The organism is Desulfococcus multivorans (assembly GCF_001854245.1).
GTDB lineage: Bacteria > Desulfobacterota > Desulfobacteria > Desulfobacterales > Desulfococcaceae > Desulfococcus > Desulfococcus multivorans.
In genome coordinates, this window is the sequence record NZ_CP015381.1 from 1,082,237 (window position 1) to 1,100,009 (window position 17,773).

The window sequence follows — 17,773 nt, forward strand, 5'->3', positions numbered from 1 at the left end:
TGCCAAGACCCTAAAGCAACGCTGTCAATTCTTCAACCCAAAGTGCTCCGGCGACGTGACCAGGCCGGCACCGAAAGTCGTCCGGAGCGTCGATCGAATCGAGACGCTCCGCTGTATCGTTTCACCCGACGTTGTGGAACGGATTGATGTTCTTTTCCTGCTTTTGTGTGGGGAAGTGCTGTAAGACGACCTCCTTCACACCCGGAACGCTTTCGGCAAGCCGCTTAATTTCGGCCAGAGCGGCGCTATTGTCGGCCGACGTCCTGTTGATGTTTGCAATGTTTACCATCCCATTCTCGGCTGAGACGCTGATCGTCGGGTCGAGTTTTGTCAATTTCATCTGAACTCTGGCCGCCAGCGCCAGGTTTTCGAGAATCTGTTTCGATTCCGACGTGGTTTGGAAAATAGGCTTTTGGGCGGTTTCGGCCAATATGTCGACGGCGTCATCCACGGTCAGATTTTTGATGTTCAAGACCATGTCATACAACCGGCTGTCCCAGGTATCCGTGCCGTAAAGCTGAAGGCTCCATTTCCTTCGCTCCTCGTCATCTTTTTTTAAGATATACCGAGCTTTTTCGGCTGAGATGTTCTCTCTTTTCATCTCCTCTCGAACCCGATCCTCCATGTCGGCGATAATTCTGACCTTGAGAACATTGGGGATGTCTGAAAGAAGATAGTGACCCGCCAGGCCGTGATAGACGACATTGTCCTTCAGAACATGCAGGAGGAGGGCGGATCGGATGTAGTTGACATATCGCTCCTTGCCGTGTGAAAAACGTTCCAATACCGTAGGAGCGTCATGAAGCGCTCTCACGAGCTTTATTTCAGGGATATCGAATTCATCGGAAGCCTCAAGGAGGATGTCGCGGGATAGACATGCATACCCCAACTTGCGGGCCAGCATTTCCGCGACGTCCTTTCCGCGGCTGTATGATCCTCTGGAAATAGTGATGATAGCCATAATGATAATCCTCGTCTTAAATGGGTTGACATTGCTCAGACATGGTGAGGCAGCCTCATAGTCAGGCGGTGCACCGCCATGTCGTCTTTCACGATCAGGATCGTTGCATTCTTGCCCATGCCGCAACCCGTGTCGATGACCGCCATCATGGCATATTCTCCGGGCGTCACGCCAGTTTTTTTTTCGGTGCGGGCAAGGCCATGATCGCCGATTACTTGCTTCATATTTCAACATAGGCCATATGTTATGACAGGCAGAATGGAAATATGCTTTGATTTGGGAGGCGCGAGAGGGAAGTGTTACATCGTGTTGGTTTTGTGGTCGACATGAAATTGAACGTGCACTAGAGTATATTATGGAATCTTCCCATAAAACACGGAATGATTCGTCCCTCGTCGAGGTCGGAAAGCATTTCCCGAAAGGGGGCGGCAGGTTCACGCCCAGGAGCGACGGTTGATCCGTCAACCGCCGTCGTCAGGGCAAAACCGGAAGGAGGACTGATGAAAAGAGTTCTGGTCACCGGAGCTGTCGGACAGATCGGATCGGAACTGGTCGTGTATCTCAGAGGGATTCTCGGAAACGACAATGTCGTGGCCGCCGGCCACACGAAGCCGCCCGATCCGTCCTTCAGGGAATCCGGACCCTTTCATTTCATCGAATGCACCCGGATTGAATCCGTCGCCGATCTGGTGAAACGTTACAGGATCGATACGATCTATCACCTGGCGGCGGTGCTGTCGGCCAGCGCGGAAAAAGATCCTCAACGTGCCTGGCAGGTCAACATGGGCGGTCTTTATAACGTCCTCGAGGTGGCGCGGGAACATCAATGCGCTGTATTCACCCCCAGTTCCATCGCTACCTTCGGCCCCGGCACCCCCCTCGACAAGACGCCTCAGGTGACCATTCAGCGGCCGTCGACCCTTTACGGCGTCACCAAGGTGAGCGGCGAGCTGCTTTGCGACTATTACTTCAAGCGGTATGGGGTGGATACCCGCGGGGTCCGTTATCCCGGACTGGTTTCATACAAAACGCCTCCCGGAGGAGGAACCACCGATTATGCCGTGGAGATCTATGTCGAGGCGGTTCGCCGCGGACGCTATACCTGCTACCTCAGAGCCGACACGCGACTGGACATGATGTACATGCCCGATGCGCTTCGGGCGGCCGTCGAGATCATGGCGGCGGACCCCCGACGGCTCAAACACCGCAATGCCTTCAACATCACGGCCATGACCGTTTCTCCGGAGAGTATCGCTGCCGTGATCCGACGGTTCATCCCCGAATTCTGCCTCGATGTCGACGTCGATCCTCTTCGCCAGGGGATCGCCGACTCCTGGCCCAACAGCCTGGATGACCGCGCTGCCCGCGAGGAATGGGGGTGGGCCCCGCGGTATGATCTGGCCGCCATGACCCATGACATGCTCGTCAACATATCGAAGCGCTCGTGAGTTCGGGAAGGCGGCCGCCGGAATCGATGTCGGCGTTTAATCGGCTTGACGGCGGTGGGGTCGTGATTAGGTTTTTATTATACGATTCGGAATGACGACGGCTCTCAACCGGGAATTGACGGAAAAGGCGATCGCAAAAATCCGACACCCAAGGAGGTGGATTATGTTGAACATATGCGCCGGTCTCGCCGTGGCGATATTGATTGTCTTTACGATGTTCAATCTTTTTCTGCCCTACGCGCTTATCGCTCTTGCGGCCATTGTCCCTTTGGGCTTTGCCTGCGGCGTGATCAGCCGGGCCAGGGGGCGAGACTGCAAAATGGGAATTTGCGGCATTTGATAGGAGGTTTTTATGAACGATAAAACCGAACTCCTGAAAACGCTTTATGAAGTCCTCGGCGAGGAAGGTTGTGGCATGTCCTGCGAGGACGCCGATATTTTTCAGGATGAGGACGGTTGGAAATTGAACCTGGAGGGCTTCATGGAACCCTGGAATCTGGGAAAGACCCTGACCGAAGCCCGTCAAAGCATTCGTGAATACGCATCCATGGGATTTGGTCTGCACTGACCCTCTCGCACGGACCTTTCCCGTGTTCATAAGGGCCGCGGTTTTTCGTTGCTGAAAAGCCCGCGGCCCTTGGATTTCATCGCGTGTTTCGTGCCAATTCTTCATGCCCCGCCTTCGATGAAGGCTGCGGCACGTCGTTATCCGTATAAATTGATGGATTGCTTGCTACCTCAGGCCTGAAACCGAATCAACACGTCGCCGGCCTCCACCGCCTGACCGACGGCGCTGACGACCTCCGAGACGATGCCGTCCACCGGGGAGGCCACATCGCTTTCCATCTTCATGGATTCGAGTACTACCAGGGACTGTCCGCGGAATACCCGGTCTCCCGGCTGGACGGGAATTCCCACTACCAGCCCGGGCATGGGGCAGACGAGAACGTTGTCTGCGGGTCGTTCGATTCGGGTGGGCATGTATTTCATGAGATCCCACTCCCGGGGCGTATAAATTTCGAAGACGCGGGTGATGCCGCTGAATGCGACGTGAATGAAGGACTGCTCAACCCGCAGCCGAAAGCGGTGTATCCTGCCGTCGATAGTGAGGTTGAGACGGCGACGATAGAACTCGAACTCGGGCGTTTCGACCGCGTAGACCGTGGATCCCACATGGACGGTCCAGTGGCGGCCGGCCGTTACGCCCTCGAGAAGGATGTCCATCACCTCGTTTCCAGACCGGACAGTGTAACGGTGGGCGCTCTCCACGGCTTTTTTCCCGCCGATCCGCGACACCATGGGCCGGAGGGAATCGCGGACGGCAACTGTGCGGACATGGTAGATCAATGCCGCCGTCAGAGCCGCTAATTCCAACGCCCTGCGGTCCTCGGAAATTTTCGGTCGGCTGCCTTCGAAGTGCCGATCGATGAAGTCCGTGGCCAGGTTTCCCCGGACGAATGCCGGATGGCACAGGATGCTGTTGACGAAATCGATGTTGGTGACCACGCCCTCGATGTGATAGCCGTTCAGGGCTTCCACCAGCCGAATACGGGCTTCCTCCCGGTCATTGCCGCAGCAGATGGCCTTGGCCATCATGGAGTCGTAATAGACGCCGATGTAGCTCCCGGTCTGGACGCCGCTGTCGACCCTGACGGCGCTTCCCCTGGGTTCCGCATAACGGGTGATCATGCCGGTGGACGGGATGAATCCCCGATCGGGGTCTTCGGCGCAGATGCGCGCCTCCATGGCCCAGCCGGTGAAAGTGATGCCCTCCTGGTCGAAGGGGAGCCTTTCCCCTGCGGCAATTTCCATTTGAAGCGCCACAAGATCCAGTCCTGTGACCATTTCAGTGACCGGATGTTCCACCTGGAGCCGCGTGTTCATTTCCAGAAAGTAAAATTCGTCGTGTTCGTCCAGAACGAACTCCACCGTTCCGGCATTGACATAGCCGGCCTGTCGGGCCAGGTCGCAGGCGGCTTGACCCATGTGCCGGCGCAAGGCCTCGGAGACGGCCGGGGACGGCGACTCCTCGATGATCTTCTGGTAGCGGCGCTGGATGGAGCATTCCCGCTCTCCCAGATGGACGACACCACCGAAGGCATCGGCCAGGATCTGAATCTCCACATGCCGCGGCTTTTCGATATACCGTTCCAGGAAAATCCGACTGTCCCCGAAGGACTTCAGGGTCTCCTGGCGGCCGGCCGAAAAGGCGGCTTTCATTTCCTCGGGTTTTCGGACGATGCGCATCCCTTTTCCGCCCCCGCCGGCCGCAGGCTTGAGCAGGATCGGATAGCCGACGGCGTCCGCCGCGGCCAGGGCATCGTCTTCGGTGTCCAGCGCATCGGCGTGGCCTGGGATGATCGGAACGCCGGCCTTGACGGCCAAGGCCTTTGCCGCGATCTTATCGCCCATGGCGGCGATGACGGCGGCCGGCGGACCGATGAAGACGAGCCCGGCCTCCATGACGCTTTGGGCGAAGGCGGGGTTCTCCGAGAGGAAGCCGTAGCCCGGGTGAACGGCCTGACAGCCGGCGGCCTGGGCGACGGAGATGATCTTGTCGGCGTTGAGATAGGACATCTGGGCATGGGGCTTTCCGATGTGCACGGCCTCATCGGCCGTTTGCACATGGAGGCTTCGGCTGTCCGCGTCGGAATAGACGGCTACGGTGCCGATGCCCAATTTTCGGCAGGTGCGGATGATGCGGACGGCGATTTCGCCGCGGTTGGCGATCAGAATCTTCTCGAACATGCATGCCTCACAGGGGAATGTTTCCGTGTTTGCGTTTCGGCCTTCTGGCTTCCTTGCCTTCCAACACCTGCAGGGTGCGGATGAGTCGGTGGCGAGTATCGCGGGGAAAGATCACGTCGTCGATATAGCCCCGTTGGGCCGCCAGAAACGGATTGGCGAAGGTACGGCGGTAGTGGGCCATTTTTTCGTTCAGAACCGCATCCGGGTCCTGGGCGGACTGAATCTCTCTGCGGTAGATCACCTCGGCGGCGCCTTTGGGCCCCATGACCGCGATCTCCGCCGACGGCCAGGCATAGTTGACGTCGCAGTGGATGTGTTTGGAGTTCATGACGAGATAGGCCCCGCCGTATGCTTTTCGGACGATAACGGAAATACGCGGCACCGTGGCTTCGGTGAAGGCGTAGAGCAGCTTGGCGCCGTGGCGGATGATTCCGCCGTGCTCCTGATCGGGGCCGGGCATGAAGCCCGGAACATCCACCAGGGCGATGAGAGGAATGTTGAAGGCGTCGCAGAAACGGACGAATCGACCGGCCTTGAAGGAGGCGTCGGTGTCCAGGACACCGGCGAGGACTGCCGGTTGGTTGGCCACCAGACCGACGGTCTGGCCGCCCAACCGGCCGAAGCCGCAGATGATGTTGCGGGCGAAATCCGAGTGGACCTCCATGAACTCGGCACCGTCGAGGATGCTGAAAATCAGCACGTTCATGTCGTAAGTCTGGTTGGGGTTTCCGGGAATGAGATAGTCAAGGGCCGGGTCGGTGCGGTCCGCCGGATCGCGCAGGTCCAACAGCGGTGCCCTTTGTCGGTTGTTGGAAGGCAGATAGCTGATAAGACGCCGAACCTCGCGCAGGCAAAGCACGTCGTTGGGGAGGGTGAAGTGGGAAACGCCGCTTTCCCTGGCATGGACCCCGGCCCCGCCCAGATCCTCCGCCGTGATATCCTGGTGGGTGACGGTTTTGACCACGCTGGGCCCGGTGACGAACATGTACGAAGATTCCTGCACCATAAAAACAAAATCGGTGATGGCCGGACTGTAAACCGCACCGCCGGCGCAGGGGCCCATGATGCAGGATATCTGGGGTACGACGCCGCTGGCTTCGACGTTTCTGTGAAAGATTTCGCCGTAGGCGGCCAGAGCATCTACGCCTTCCTGGATGCGGGCGCCCCCGGAGTCGTTCAGGCCGATGATGGGCGCGCCCACCTTGACGGCCAGATCCATCACCTTGCAGATTTTTTGTGCATGGGCCTCTCCAAGGGAACCTCCGATGACGGTAAAATCCTGGCTGAACACGAAGATCTCGCGGCCGTCTATGGAGCCGTGACCGGTGATCACACCGTCGCCGGCGTAGGTTTTCTCAGCCTCCAAAGCCCCGCCGCGTCCGGTTTTGAGCACATCGAATTCTTCGAAAGTGCCTTCGTCCAAAAGGAGATCGATCCGCTCCCGCGCGCTGAGCTTGCCCTTTTCGTGCTGGGCGTTGATTTTTCGTTTGCCGCCTGCGGCCAGGGACTCGGCCCGCAGTGTTTCGAGGGTTTCAAGGGTGGCACTGTATTGGGCATCCATGGTCATTGCCTTTTCGAAAGAATGGGAAAGTTTGGGGCCCGGCACCGCTATCGGGTCACCATCATGAAAGTTGAAAGATGAAAAAATAAATTATCAGAACCGGAACTCGAAAGTAAAGCTCTTCGTACGCCGGAAGTGCTGGCGCGGACGGAACATTCGACTGCCTATCCGTGGGGCGGCCACAGAATGGGAAGCAATCCGACCGACACGAGCAGCGAAATGATCGTAATGGGAACGCCGACCTTCACATAATCGAGAAAGCGATAGCCCCCCGGGCTCATAACCAGCAGATGGGCAGGATGTGACAAGGGGCTGGCAAAGCTCGAGGAAGCCGATATGGCCACGGTCATCATTAACAGATGCGGCGAGATCCCCAAGGTGTCGGCGGCGCTGAGTGCCACCGGCGTCATCAACACGACCAACGCCGCCGTGGGGATGATCTGCGTGCCGATTACCGTCACGGTAAAGAGGGCGGCGACCACCCATCGAGGGCCGAAATCCCCGACTGCGGCGATCAGCGCCGAAGCTCCCATCTGGGCTGCTCCGGTATTTTCGATGGCCGCCCCCAACGGCAACATGCCGGCGATCAGAAACACCACCTTCCATTCGATGGCCCGATAGGCCTCTTCCATGCTCAGGCATCCGAAAAGTACCATTACGGTCGCCCCGGCGACGGCGGCAATTGAAATGGGAACAAAGCCGAGAATGGCGCTCAAGAGGACGGCCAGCATAACGGCCACGGCGATGTGCGCTTTTTCCAGACGGGGTGCCCGCGCGGCGGCCTCGTCCAGAACGAGAAAATCGGGGTTGCGGGCCAGGGCCTCCAGGTTGCGTCTGTTTCCATAAACCAGTAGGGCGTCACCGAACTGCAGCGGCATGTCCTGAAGCCCGGTGCGATAGGCGCGGCCCCTGCGCCAGACGGCCAGCACACTGATGCCGTAACGTTCACGAAACAGCAACTCGGCAAGCGTTTGTCCCGCAAGGGTGGTCCTTGGGGAGAGCAGTACTTCCGTCGCACCGATCTGCTGGGATTCCAGCTCGGCAATCAGCGTCGGGGACTGGGCTTCGATCTCCAGATCCTGCAGGCATTCAAGTACTTGAAGATCCCTGGCAGAGCCTTGGAGCACAAGCAGATCGCCCGCCTGCACCTTTTCGGTTGGAGAAGGCATGCACAACAGAGAATCATCCCGCACAAGACCGACGACGGTAAGACCGAATGCGTTTCCCAGGCGACTCTCCACCAGATCGTGATCGGCCAGGACCGAGCCCTGCGGAACCCGCACCGAGAGCAGCTCGGTGCGGCCGCCGGCAAGGGATTTCAGGTCGTCCGCCGCCACGAAACGTAATGCCGAGACGAACTCCTGACGCGACAGCGCTTCCAGTGCTTCCGGTTCCCCCTGTAACAACAGCCGATCGCCTGCCGTGATTTTGTGACGTCGCAGGTTCTGGACATCGCCTTCGATGGGACAGTGGAGCGCAATGACGTGAACGCGATGCTCCCGTCGCAGGCCGCTTTCCGCCAGGGTGGATCCGATGAGCGGCGATCCTTCGGGGATCAGGACCTCGGCTGCTTGCAGGCATTTCGGGAAAAAATCTTTAACCCGGTCTAACGATTCGACCTGGAGGTGCAGACTGCCATGATAGCGTTGCGCCATGTCGGGGTTACCGTGCACGATAAGAATGTCTCCCGACTGCAGCACGCTTTCCGGACGGGGTGCGAGCATCATGATGCCCTTACGTTTGAGCGCCAGCACCGTCAGATAAAGGGCCGACCCCAGTCGGCTCTCGGCGAGGGTGCGGCCGTCAAGGGGCGATCCCGCTGGAATGTGTGTGGTAAAGATATGTGTATCAAGTTGGTAGGAGGCCCCCAATGTTCGGCGATCGCCGGTATCTCCGCCGGTAGTGTGCCGGGGGAGGAGACGGCGGCCGATGAGTACCATGAAGGCGATGCCGGCCGTCACGATAACCGCGGTGATGGGTGTGAAATCGAAGATGGCGAAAGGTTCCAGGCCGGCATTTCGGAGCGCGTCGGTTACTAGAATGTTGGGCGGTGTGGAGATACCGGTAAACGGACCGCCAAGGAGACATCCGAGGGCCAGCGGCATGAGCAGTCGGGAGGGCGGCCGCTCGCTCCGCCTTGCCAGCTCCATGGTCGACGGCAGCAGAATGGCGGCCACCGTCACGGTGTTGATGAGGGCGGACAGCAGGCTTGCGGCGGTCATCAAGGCCACGATGAGCACGGCTTCACTCTTTTTGGAAAAGCGCTGCAACGGCTGTCCGAGCTGATGGGCGATGCCGGTGCGTGTGAGCCCCGCCGACAGAATGAACAAAGCCCAGACGGTGACCACCGCCGGGCTGCTGAAGCCGGCCAGTGCCTCCGCCGTGGTGACCAGTCCCGTCAACGCCAGGGCCGCCAGGACCAGCAGCCCCACCACATCGACCCGTACCCAGCCGCCGATAAACAATACGAATGCCGTCGAGACAATCGTCAACAGTGCAATGAGGTCAAATGACAAAAAGTGCTCCTTAAAACTGGTGAGAATCAGATTTCATAACAGGGGGCGAAACTAACAAAAGCCGAAAGTCGAGGTTTCCATTAAAAAAACTCAACAAGCCTGTTGCCTCAAGCGTCGAGCCAGATAGGCGCTGGTCATCGCCAGCGATTCTGGGTCGAGATAATATTCCGCGCGTTTCTGAAACAGTACGGTGCATGTTGCGGGAAATTCGTCATCACGATCATTGAACAGCAGCAACAGCGCGATGTGAGGCAATGCATCGAACCGGACAGACACATCGTATGCCGTTTCCATTTCCTGGTGAACGCCGTTCAGTTCGGCACACGCCGTTTCGAGATCCTTCAGGCGGTTCGAAAAATGGTTTTCAATGGCCCTTACGGTGTCGCTGGCAAAATAGTTGACGTTTGTAAACTGTGCAATCTTTTTGAAATCCTTGAAGGCCGTCCAGTCCGTCTCATGATGGAGGACGTCCGGATAGGACAGTAGATATTTTGAAAGAATCACCATGACCGAATACTCGGGGCGATTCCCGGATGCATCCACGATGCCGCCGTTGGAAATGAAAAAACGCGTGTTGAAAAAAGGCAGGGTTATGACCCCGGCGTCATACTCAATACCCGGCTTTTTTCCGATCTCGGCGAAGTCGATCTCTGATAGGCGCGCCAGGTAATGCTGATAATTTTTTTCTATGGTATCTGATGGATTCGACATCATTTTCTTCCATGCTTTTCTTGCGTGACATCAGTAGTCCAATTCCGGATGCGCTTCATGCCGAGGACCGGCAGGGATATACGGTAAGACAATTTGTGCGGCAGCATTGGTTTTGAGACAGACAGGATTTCTCTCATCGAAAAGTGTCTTCTGGATGCGCAACGCTGCTGTTTCCTTTTCGTCAGGGGCGGATCGTTCGTCCGGCCGGGCGATAAAAGGGGAGAGGCATCTGTGTCCGATGTTATTCAGGATTATTTGTCAATCGGCGGTGGTAACCTCAATCCGATGGAGGGTACACCGCCGTAACCGGTTCCATTGGATGTTGGATATATCGTTCAGCCAGTTCGATATATAATTTTTTGCCCCAGCGCCAGAATTCAGTGTCTTTCTCGCTGACCTCCCGGACGATTTTCACCGGATTGCCTGCTGCCACGACCATCGGCGGAACAATCTGTCGTGCTTTGACGACACCGCCTTCAGCGATAATGGCGCCTTCGCCGATTTCCGACCACAAACTCGTAATGGCACCCATTCCAACAACCGCCATTTTTTCAATAACCGCCCCGTGAATAACGGCATTATGTCCGATGGTGACCTGGTCCTTGATGCGATTTTCTTCATTGGGGGGCGCATGCACGATTGCGCCCTCCTCGACGGCTGTTCCGTATTCGATGACAATTCTGCCGTAATCGCCTCTCAGGATGGCACCATGCCCTATGTAACAATTGTCACCGATGGTCACGTCCCCGATGACCGTGGCGGTTTCACTGATATACGCGGTTTTGGAAACCCTTGGTGTTTTCCCGTCAAATTTATACAACATAGGGGCTGCTCCCTTGAGAGTTTTGTGGTATTCAGACTTTACAAACCGGTGGTGATCCGGGGCCCGCATCCTTGATAAGAGGAAATTATGGGCAAATTAGCATAAAATGTCGAGAAAGAGAATGAAAAATTGAGGGGGTTGACATTTCCGGAAACTCGCTTGCCCTCAAACAGTCCGGGCCGCTGATCCAGAAGTGGAAAAAGCCGGTGCGCGTGGATTGAACCGGTACGGGTGTCTGGTAATGATGGACCAGATCTTCAAAAATGTAGAGCACCGCATATGGAATCTGCGAATAGAAGCTTTTTATCGGTTTTGGTCATGCTGTGCATGCTTGTCGTCGGGTGCGAGGATACCGATGTCAATCTGGCGATTCAGGCCGGGGCCGATGCCGTCCGGGCCGTCACCCTGGACGACGAAGAGGTGGCGCGCCTGGCCGCTCGCGTCGCCCGGGAATCGGACCTGAAACACGCAGTGGCGCCGCATGATCATCCTCTTGCGCGACGGCTTCGCCGGTTGGTCGGCGACGATGCCGGATACGACGGTCAAGGATTCAATTTCAAGGTCTATCTCTCGCCCACGGTCAACGCCTTTGCCATGGCTGACGGGACCATCCGGATTTATGGCGGGTTGATGGATCTTCTGGACGATCGCGAACTGCTTTTTGTGATCGGTCACGAGATGGGCCACGTGGCGGCGAAACACATCAAGGAAAAGATCATGTTGGCCTATGCCGGCAGCGCCGTCCGGAAGGCGATCGCCTCTCAGCAAAACGAGATCGGTGCCATCGCCGGATCCGCCGTCGGGGCGTTTGCCGAAACGTTGCTCAACGCCCAGTTTTCCCAACAGGAAGAGCGGGAGGCGGATGATTACGGTGTGCTCTATTTGAGAAAACGGGGATATGACCGACAGCCTGCTGTTTCCGCTCTGAACAAATTAGCGACCCTGGGCAACGGCCACTCCTTCCTGTCGAGTCACCCATCCCCGGGAACACGGGCAAACCGGCTGATGGCGGACGGGTACGATCCTCGTGTATCGACGGAATTGTCTCTTAAGGACCGGATTTGGCGCCGGCTGAAAATGTTTTGGCCTTTTGGCGTATAGAGACCGGCCGAGCCATTGACTCGGCCTTGGCGGTCGATATTTTCGGTCTTGAATGATCTTTTCCCCTAACCTTCACCGCTGCATCCCTGGGGATGTGCACGCTGGTGATGTTCATGTCGTCAAGGACCGCCGACTTCAATAGGTGTTTATTGAGCGCGCCCAGTGTGATATCAATATAATATCAGATGCGGGGGATGAACCGAAGGTTATGAGATTGACAATTTTTCAACGCCTGACGGCAGGCTACCTGGCGATCATGTTCATGGTGCTTTCCTTCGGCGGTTATACCGCGTTCCAACTCAACCAACTCACCCGGATCACTCATCTTGCGGCCGGCGTCGACAGCGACGTTATTTTGATGGCGGAATCCTTGTCTACAGGACTTTATGGTCTGGTCGCTCTTGAAAAAAAATACTGGATCTCCAGAGACAAGGATTTCTATGCGCTTTTTTTAAAACGGCGGCAGGAATTTCTGAAACAGCTGGAAAAACTGAGCGCACTTCTTTCCGAAACCGAATCGAAGCGTTTTCTCCAACATGCCCAGGAATTGAGTCAAAAATACTTCAAGCGGGTGGATATCCTGGCAACCCGGTCCGATGTCGCGCCTTCCGCGGGCTATGTGTCTGAAAGAGATAAGCGGATTCATAAGATTACCGCATCCCTGAATCAGATTTTTTTGGCGGGCAACAAGGCAAGAAACGAGAAAATCCGTCAATCCCAAACCATCAGCGCAAGGATTTTCCGATTGACCGTGGGTTTCGCGGCAGCTTGTATTTTGGCAGGCCTCGTGATTTCTCTGCTGACCACGAGGCGCATCGTCCGCCCCATTCTGGCGCTCCAGCGTACAACGCGCGAGATTGCCGCCGGCCGCTTCGTAACCGTGGAGGTGATGCGGGCCCCTCCGGAAATCCGTAACCTGGCTGAAGACTTCAACGTCATGAGCGAGAGGCTCAAAGCGCTTGATGAACTGAAGGAGGATTTTGTCAGTCATGTGTCCCATGACCTCAGGACACCGCTGACCGCCATATGGGAAGCCTCTGAGATGCTGATCGCCGGCACCTTCCAGGATGATCCGGAAAGTAGTCGCCGTCTGCTGACAATCGTTCGTGATGAATGCAAGCGGCTCATCGTTTCAGTCAACCGCATCCTTGATTTGTCCCGGATGGAGAGCGGGATGATGGATTATGAATTTGAGGAAATCGACCTGAATGATGTGATTCAGTCCACTGTTTTCAAGCTCAGCCCTATCGCACAGGCCAGAAAAATTCGCCTGCATTTCAATCCCCGGCCAAACCTGCCGCCGGTCGTGGCGGATGCGGAGAAGCTGAATCAACTGCTTGAAAACCTGATCGGCAACGCCTTGAAGTTCACGGATTCCGAAGGCAGCGTTGCCCTGGAAATCCTGGTTTCGGAGTCCGGCCGGGACAACATCCTGGTTTCCGTCGCCGATACGGGCTGTGGAATCGATCCGGAACATCTTGAAAGTATTTTTGAAAAATTCAGAAGTATTGAAAAAGGAAAAGATATCCCAAGGGGCTCAGGTCTGGGTTTAGCGATCGCTAAGCACATTGTGACGGCCCATGGAGGCACCATATGGGTGGAAAGCAAAAAAGGCACCGGCAGCACGTTTTACTTTTCTTTGCCGCATGCTTAATGTTTCTGATGATGACGATCGGATGCCGGACGGCTCCCAGGCCTTTGGTGCCGGAGCCCTACAGCCCGGAGGATCGACAGGAATCGCGGTTGCTGGATCAGGCGGAATTATTCCTGGATAAAAAAGACTATTCAGGCGCAATGAATGCCGTCAGAGAGGCGATATCCTGCTGCAGTGGACGATTTTCCGATCGGGCCGTGCATCTTCTGGGTATCGTGCTGTCGGCTCCGGATAACCCCGCGGGCATTCGTAACGACGCGATTCGTTGTTTCAAAACGCTGGAGGTTTCATTTCCGGATGCGGTATACGGCCCGGCTTCCCGGTGTTGGGCCGCTGCCTTGAATGAATTCTCGGCCCGCGAAACCGAGACCCGAGACCTGAAGAAAATCATTCAATCCCAGCGTAAAGAGATCCGAATGCTGGAAAGACAGCTCGAGCAACTGAAGGCTGTGGATCTTGAACTTCAACCTCCCAAACTCGGTGACGAATCTCCTCATGAATGATGTAAAGGACCAGCGGTACACCGCCACCATATTGACGGTCGATGATGAACCGAGCATCCTCGAGGTGATGAGAATGCGGCTCGGTTCCCACGGCTACCGCGTGCTGCCGGCTGCCAACGGTCGAGAAGCCCTGGCGTTGGCAAAAGACAACATCATCGATCTTGCCGTCATTGATTACAAGCTGGACGGCGAAGACGGCGTATCCCTGATGGAAAAACTGCAGGTGGCGCAACCGGATCTGCCCGTGATTATCCTGACCGCATATGGCACCATCGCAAAAGCGGTGGATGCCGTGAAGCGCGGTGCATCCAATTACCTGACCAAGCCGTTTGACGGCGAAGAACTGCTTCAACAGATTGCAGCCTGCCTGGAAAAAGCCGTACCGGATCGCGGAAAAAGTCCATTCGAGACCGATGCTGGAGATCTCCCCGGGGCCTGTGCCCGGATTATCGCCAGAAGCAGCCTCATGAAAGCCGTGCTGGCCAAGGTCGCCCGGGCCGCCGTGACCGATGCCAATGTGTACATCGAAGGTGAAAGCGGAACCGGCAAGGAGTTGATCGCCCGGTGTCTTCATGGCCTCAGCACGAGAAAGTCCGGTCCGTTCATCGCGATCAACTGTGCCGCGATCCCTGAAAATCTGCTTGAAAGCGAACTGCTGGGCTATGAGAAGGGTGCCTTTACGAGCGCCGATCGGCGGCGGGAAGGACTGTTTGCCAGAGCCGACGGGGGCAGCTTTTTCTTCGATGAAATATCCGAATTGTCCCTTCCCATGCAGGCCAAGATCCTTCGTATTCTGGAGGAGCGGGAATTTTATCCTTTGGGCGGCAACAAAAAGATCACGGTCGATGTCAGGATCATCGCGGCCTCGAATCGTAACCTGGAGAAGCGGATACAGGAAGGATTGTTTCGCGAGGATCTTTTTTACCGGATCCATGTGATTCCCATTTTACTTCCGCCGCTTCGGGACAGAAAGGAGGATATCCTGCCGTTGGCCGAACATTTTCTTGCCGAATTCAGTGAAGGGTCGGGCAAATCCATAAAAACAATTGAGCCGGCCGTCGTCCGAAAGTTGATGGAATCGAAGTGGCCGGGCAATGTGCGAGAGTTGGAAAACGTAATGGAATATGCGGTGGCCATGGCTGCAGGTGATACGATCACTTCGGACCTGATTACCGGCCCGATGGATGAGAAAGACACCATTCCGTCTTTTCGGGATGCCAAGGAAACCTTTGAAAAAGAATATCTTATACAGCTTTTGGAGCTAAGCGGGGGAAACGTCAGCCAAGCGGCGAAAACAGCAGGCAAATACCGGGCCGATTTTTATGTTCTGCTTCGCAAGCACGGATTGGATCCCATGGATTTCCGGGATAAACGATGAGGTTGCGTTGAGATTGGAATCTAAACTCCGGATATCCGGCATCCCGCCGAAAAGAAATAAGACCCTCAACTTTCATAGACCGTATCTTTCCGCTCACCATCATGAAAGTCGACAGTTGAGTCAGAACGATGTGTCAGGGAGAGAATGAAACGGGGATGTGTGAAAGATGCATAGATTGAATGTGTTTTCAACCCTGTTGATCGTGATATTCGCAGGTGTGTTCGTTGCGGGCTCAGGTCGGGCGACACAGCTTGGCGAGGACAACAGCTACCACCATCTGCCGAACCTGCTTCGTCCATCTGATCAGTCTCCTGATTTCATGGCGCTTACCGACTTTGAAGAGGACTATGAAGAAACCGTCCACAACGCCAGCCTGGCGTACCTCAACACACATTCGAAACTGATCCAGCGTATTCGTGACGACCTGGGAACCCGGAAAATTCGTTGGCACCTGGAGAAACTGTCCCACAGGCTTCTTTATGCACCGGAAAATCGAGGGGACGTCGCCGAATTGTTCGCCGACTACTGCAGAGAAGTCATCGAGGATCTGTTGGCCCGAACAGGCCTGGTTAACCCTTATTGTTCCATCTCGACGATTGTTGAAGAGCGTCCGAACCTTGTTGACAATCAGGGCGTTAAAGCGATTATTGTCCAGGATCTTGCCAGGGAATATATCGCCCGGTATCAATTCAGCGGTAATGACCGGAAACGCATCGAGATCAGTCTTTCCGGCCGGATGACGGTTAACGAAGTCGGCTCTTACGCCAGCAATCTTCAGTATTCGGAAGAGACTCATGACTGGGAATTTGTTCGGGACCGGCATACCGTCTGGAAAAGTGTTTCGGCCAACCCATATACCGTGCTGATGACGCCCTTGGAAGAGACGCTGCACATCGCGCTTCGAAAATACACGGAAAAGGCCATTATGGATGCGTTAGTCCGAAAAAAAGAGAGCCCTTCTCTGCCGGAAATTCAACAGATGATGCACGAGTGGCTTATGGTGGAGGAGGCCATTGTGGGCGGCCTCGTCTACAAACTCATCCCGGATGTGGTGATCAAACGAATTCCAACGCTTCCGATGGCGTGGGTTCACGCCGACCTCGAAACCAAGGCCCGGTTTGACAAGTACCGTTTCCTGCAACAGGGCATTGCAGTGGTGGAAAGCCGCGGTCTCAGGGAGAGTATTCAGTTGTTTGCTCATGATCCGACGGCATTTCGAACCTTGTTGACCGAGCCGAGTTAACCTTTCCGACCCGTTTCAGCGACTGCTCCCCTTTATTTATACATCCGAAAATCACATCCTGGAGCCATGGGCAGCCTTCCAGCATGAGTGCTTCTGCCGGAATCACGCCTTTCACGACGCCCGTCACAGCCCGTAAGCAGCATGATTGCGCCTGCAGACACCCCCCGAAAATCCGATGAAGGAAAATCCCTTCAGTGAATTTCAGCAGGGATGGCCGCTGCTTAGCGTGTTTCCGCGAAGAGCGTCCGCAAATATTGTAGGGTTTTGCCTACACATGCATCCATGAGTTGTGCCTTCGATTGTGTCAAAACTCACTGTTTTTATTGTATTATTTTTATATATTCCAAATATGGCATGCTTGTTGCTTCTCAACGTTGCAACGAACGGCTTTGCTGCTCGAAGCGTTACGGCAGCTCCCGGAAGCGGCCTTTGCCAGGGGATAAGCCATTGAACCCTTATCAGGGAGGTTCTCACCATGAAGAAAAAGTATGCATGGTATGTCCTTGCAATTGGATTGGCCATAACATTGGCCCTGATCGGTACGGGGCATGCCGGTTGGTCCGGAGAAGACAAGTCCGAGGCTGAAACCGGGAAGTCCGGCGTTATGGAACCCCGGGACCCCGGGACCGATGCTGAAGCGGTTGCGCCCGGCGGTGATCAGATCGTGGTGTCCGGAATGATCAATGACAGCAGCCAACTCGTCGATGACAGCGGGTATGTTTATGAGTTGGCCGATACGGGTCAGGGAGCGGAAGTGAAGTCCATGATCGGCAAGAAAATCCAGATCAAAGGCACCGTCCTGGAAGAAGAGGGACGGGCATCCGTTGAAGTGCACGATTACACGATCCTTGAATAAGAATATCAGTCCATCATCTCGTTGGAATGTATCACCTGGAAAGGCGGCGGCGCCGCCTTTCCGCTTTTGAAACTTGAAATCGACCTGCGAGATTTCGATTTGACCGTCGGCGGTTTGTCCAGACAAAGCGATCTGCTGTAAAAATCGGCCGCTCTCGCCCGGCGTGTGCGGTGTTCGACGTCGCAGGATCCGAAAAAACGCTTTGCAACATTAGCTTAAGGATGGTGTTTCATTGAAAAACAAAACATCTTTGTTTAAAGTCCCGGGTGG

16 protein-coding genes are annotated in these 17,773 nt (G+C 55.7%); 9 read left to right on the top strand and 7 right to left on the bottom strand.

Annotated features, from left to right (window positions below; genetic code table 11):
• Positions 1-121: 121 nt before the first annotated feature.
• A complete protein-coding gene (locus dmul_RS04585; RefSeq protein ID WP_020876897.1) occupies positions 122-961 on the bottom strand; it encodes a cytidylate kinase-like family protein in 840 nt (279 codons plus the stop codon).
• A 35-nt stretch (positions 962-996) separates the two neighbouring features.
• Positions 997-1,185 (bottom strand): hypothetical protein, encoded by a 189-nt coding sequence (locus dmul_RS04590; RefSeq protein ID WP_040415655.1) that lies wholly within the window; start codon positions 1,183-1,185, stop codon positions 997-999.
• A gap of 276 nt (positions 1,186-1,461) precedes the next feature.
• On the opposite strand from dmul_RS04590, the gene dmul_RS04595 reads away from it, so the two are divergent.
• The 3 genes from dmul_RS04595 to dmul_RS04600 all read left to right on the top strand — a co-directional run bounded on the left by dmul_RS04595 (position 1,462) and on the right by dmul_RS04600 (position 2,977).
• Entirely contained in the window at positions 1,462-2,409 is a 948-nt protein-coding gene (locus dmul_RS04595; protein WP_020876899.1) for an NAD-dependent epimerase/dehydratase family protein, read from the top strand.
• 163 nt (positions 2,410-2,572) lie between these two features.
• Positions 2,573-2,749 (top strand): hypothetical protein, encoded by a 177-nt coding sequence (locus dmul_RS20130; RefSeq protein ID WP_020876900.1) that lies wholly within the window; start codon positions 2,573-2,575, stop codon positions 2,747-2,749.
• Between the two features lie 12 nt (positions 2,750-2,761).
• A complete protein-coding gene (locus dmul_RS04600) occupies positions 2,762-2,977 on the top strand; it encodes a hypothetical protein (protein WP_020876901.1) in 216 nt (71 codons plus the stop codon).
• Between the two features lie 170 nt (positions 2,978-3,147).
• On the opposite strand, the gene dmul_RS04605 is transcribed toward dmul_RS04600, so the two are convergent.
• From dmul_RS04605 to dmul_RS04625, 5 genes are all read right to left on the bottom strand, one after another.
• Positions 3,148-5,157, bottom strand: coding sequence for an acetyl-CoA carboxylase biotin carboxylase subunit (locus dmul_RS04605; protein WP_020876902.1), 2,010 nt, complete (start codon positions 5,155-5,157; stop codon positions 3,148-3,150).
• A gap of 7 nt (positions 5,158-5,164) precedes the next feature.
• Positions 5,165-6,718, bottom strand: coding sequence for an acyl-CoA carboxylase subunit beta (locus dmul_RS04610; protein WP_020876903.1), 1,554 nt, complete (start codon positions 6,716-6,718; stop codon positions 5,165-5,167).
• A gap of 164 nt (positions 6,719-6,882) precedes the next feature.
• Positions 6,883-9,234 (bottom strand): SLC13 family permease, encoded by a 2,352-nt coding sequence (locus dmul_RS04615; RefSeq protein WP_020876904.1) that lies wholly within the window; start codon positions 9,232-9,234, stop codon positions 6,883-6,885.
• Between the two features lie 90 nt (positions 9,235-9,324).
• Positions 9,325-9,945 (bottom strand): DUF3786 domain-containing protein, encoded by a 621-nt coding sequence (locus tag dmul_RS04620; RefSeq protein ID WP_020876905.1) that lies wholly within the window; start codon positions 9,943-9,945, stop codon positions 9,325-9,327.
• A 277-nt stretch (positions 9,946-10,222) separates the two neighbouring features.
• Positions 10,223-10,768 (bottom strand): gamma carbonic anhydrase family protein, encoded by a 546-nt coding sequence (locus dmul_RS04625; protein ID WP_020876906.1) that lies wholly within the window; start codon positions 10,766-10,768, stop codon positions 10,223-10,225.
• Between the two features lie 279 nt (positions 10,769-11,047).
• Between dmul_RS04625 and dmul_RS04630 the strand changes: the two genes are divergently transcribed.
• From dmul_RS04630 to dmul_RS04655, 6 genes are all read left to right on the top strand, one after another.
• Entirely contained in the window at positions 11,048-11,869 is an 822-nt protein-coding gene (locus dmul_RS04630; RefSeq protein ID WP_020876907.1) for a M48 family metallopeptidase, read from the top strand.
• A gap of 208 nt (positions 11,870-12,077) precedes the next feature.
• The gene (locus dmul_RS04635; protein WP_020876908.1) at positions 12,078-13,523 is read left to right on the top strand and encodes a sensor histidine kinase; all 1,446 of its coding nucleotides are present in this window, start codon (positions 12,078-12,080) and stop codon (positions 13,521-13,523) included.
• Between the two features lie 8 nt (positions 13,524-13,531).
• Positions 13,532-14,026 carry a hypothetical protein gene (locus dmul_RS04640; RefSeq protein ID WP_144016487.1) on the top strand — a complete coding sequence of 165 codons (495 nt, stop codon included), beginning with the start codon at positions 13,532-13,534 and terminating at the stop codon, positions 14,024-14,026.
• Positions 14,019-15,404, top strand: a complete 1,386-nt coding sequence (locus tag dmul_RS04645) for a sigma-54-dependent transcriptional regulator (RefSeq protein ID WP_052018571.1) — start codon at positions 14,019-14,021, stop codon at positions 15,402-15,404. Before dmul_RS04640 ends, dmul_RS04645 begins: the two co-directional genes overlap by 8 nt.
• Before the next feature lie 166 nt (positions 15,405-15,570).
• Positions 15,571-16,647, top strand: coding sequence for a hypothetical protein (locus dmul_RS04650; RefSeq protein ID WP_020876911.1), 1,077 nt, complete (start codon positions 15,571-15,573; stop codon positions 16,645-16,647).
• A gap of 475 nt (positions 16,648-17,122) precedes the next feature.
• The gene (locus tag dmul_RS04655; protein ID WP_020876912.1) at positions 17,123-17,503 is read left to right on the top strand and encodes a hypothetical protein; all 381 of its coding nucleotides are present in this window, start codon (positions 17,123-17,125) and stop codon (positions 17,501-17,503) included.
• Positions 17,504-17,773 lie beyond the last annotated feature (270 nt).

Excerpts from the sequence above, each read along its gene's own strand:
- dmul_RS04585 (WP_020876897.1), bottom strand. The coding sequence starts at position 961 with ATGGCTATCATCACTATTTCCAGAGGATCATACAGCCGCGGAAAGGAC.
- dmul_RS04590 (WP_040415655.1), bottom strand. The coding sequence starts at position 1,185 with ATGAAGCAAGTAATCGGCGATCATGGCCTTGCCCGCACCGAAAAAAAA.
- dmul_RS04595 (WP_020876899.1), top strand. The coding sequence starts at position 1,462 with ATGAAAAGAGTTCTGGTCACCGGAGCTGTCGGACAGATCGGATCGGAA.
- dmul_RS20130 (WP_020876900.1), top strand. The coding sequence starts at position 2,573 with ATGTTGAACATATGCGCCGGTCTCGCCGTGGCGATATTGATTGTCTTT.
- dmul_RS04600 (WP_020876901.1), top strand. The coding sequence starts at position 2,762 with ATGAACGATAAAACCGAACTCCTGAAAACGCTTTATGAAGTCCTCGGC.
- dmul_RS04605 (WP_020876902.1), bottom strand. The coding sequence starts at position 5,157 with ATGTTCGAGAAGATTCTGATCGCCAACCGCGGCGAAATCGCCGTCCGC.
- dmul_RS04610 (WP_020876903.1), bottom strand. The coding sequence starts at position 6,718 with ATGGATGCCCAATACAGTGCCACCCTTGAAACCCTCGAAACACTGCGG.
- dmul_RS04620 (WP_020876905.1), bottom strand. The coding sequence starts at position 9,945 with ATGTCGAATCCATCAGATACCATAGAAAAAAATTATCAGCATTACCTG.
- dmul_RS04625 (WP_020876906.1), bottom strand. The coding sequence starts at position 10,768 with ATGTTGTATAAATTTGACGGGAAAACACCAAGGGTTTCCAAAACCGCG.
- dmul_RS04630 (WP_020876907.1), top strand. The coding sequence starts at position 11,048 with ATGGAATCTGCGAATAGAAGCTTTTTATCGGTTTTGGTCATGCTGTGC.
- dmul_RS04635 (WP_020876908.1), top strand. The coding sequence starts at position 12,078 with ATGAGATTGACAATTTTTCAACGCCTGACGGCAGGCTACCTGGCGATC.
- dmul_RS04640 (WP_144016487.1), top strand. The coding sequence starts at position 13,532 with ATGATGACGATCGGATGCCGGACGGCTCCCAGGCCTTTGGTGCCGGAG.
- dmul_RS04645 (WP_052018571.1), top strand. The coding sequence starts at position 14,019 with ATGAATGATGTAAAGGACCAGCGGTACACCGCCACCATATTGACGGTC.
- dmul_RS04650 (WP_020876911.1), top strand. The coding sequence starts at position 15,571 with ATGCATAGATTGAATGTGTTTTCAACCCTGTTGATCGTGATATTCGCA.
- dmul_RS04655 (WP_020876912.1), top strand. The coding sequence starts at position 17,123 with ATGAAGAAAAAGTATGCATGGTATGTCCTTGCAATTGGATTGGCCATA.